The organism is Bradyrhizobium sp. 154 (genome assembly GCF_023073875.1).
Classification (GTDB): Bacteria; Pseudomonadota; Alphaproteobacteria; order Rhizobiales; family Xanthobacteraceae; genus Bradyrhizobium.
The window spans coordinates 1-945 of record NZ_JADPKG010000002.1 but is presented as its reverse complement, the minus strand read 5'-3'; the positions used below and the strand labels follow the sequence as shown (position 1 = coordinate 945).

Genomic DNA, 945 nt, shown 5'->3' with positions numbered 1-945 from the left:
ATCACTCATGCAGAGTGATTCTACAACAACTCCGCATGAGTGACGAACGACTCTTGATAAGGATCAACCAGCTCGTACTGGCTGATCCACAATTCGCATCGGCACACGCTTCCAGTCCGAGCCATCGAGCAGCACCGAGAGCTGAGCATGAGATAGCGGCATGACGCCTTCCTTGATCGGCGGCCAGGTAAACTGCCCCTCGATTCTTTTGTAGTAAAGGACAAGCCCGCTTCCATCCCAAGTCAGGATCTTCACGCGATCTCGGCGCTTGGAGCGGAAGACATAAAGTCCGCCGTCGAACGGATCGGCTCCAAAGGCCTCGCTCACCAGCATCGCCAGCGAATCCATGCCGCGACGGAAATCGACCGGCTGCGTCGCAATCCAGATCGACAACCCAGGTCGAAGCCCGATCATCGACCAACCGTCCCGACTGCCGCCAGCACCTCGCACAGTGCCCGCCGGTCGACTGTCCCCCTGACATAGATGCGAACCGCGCCGACCTCGATCTCGATCGCCGCCTGCTCCTCACTCGGCAATTGGCCCCCGCAGCCGGTGATCGCGACCGGCACAAAGCCAGGTGGCATGCCTCTGTCCCCGCGCTCCGCGACCTGCGCCCGCCTGACCTGGCGACGCCAGAGAAACAACAGACTTGGACTGATGTCGTGTCGCCGCGCCAGCGCGGACACGCTTGCACCCGGCGCAAAACTCTCCGCGACAATCGCCGCCTTCGCATCGGTCGACCAGCGCCGACGCCGGCCCGTCCCGGTGATGATCTCGACACGCTGCAGCGTGTCGGCGCCGTTTTCAAGGATAGGCGTATGCCTATCCTTATCGCTATCCTTACGACTATCCTTCGACATTGTGACCTCGCGACAAACTATTCCGCGAGATCTTCCTAGCCGACCAGATCAGCCCTCAGCGCGTGGTCCCTGCATGACGCTCACA

General features: G+C 61.0%; 2 protein-coding genes. Both read right to left on the bottom strand.

What is annotated here, in order from left to right:
* Nucleotides 1-63 precede the first annotated feature (63 nt).
* The gene (gene tnpB / locus IVA92_RS00290) at nt 64-414 is read right to left on the bottom strand and encodes an IS66 family insertion sequence element accessory protein TnpB (protein WP_247275681.1); all 351 of its coding nucleotides are present in this window, start codon (nt 412-414) and stop codon (nt 64-66) included.
* Nucleotides 411-812 carry a transposase gene (locus IVA92_RS35715; protein ID WP_346658105.1) on the bottom strand — a complete coding sequence of 134 codons (402 nt, stop codon included), beginning with the start codon at nt 810-812 and terminating at the stop codon, nt 411-413. Before IVA92_RS35715 ends, tnpB begins: the two co-directional genes overlap by 4 nt.
* Nucleotides 813-945 lie beyond the last annotated feature (133 nt).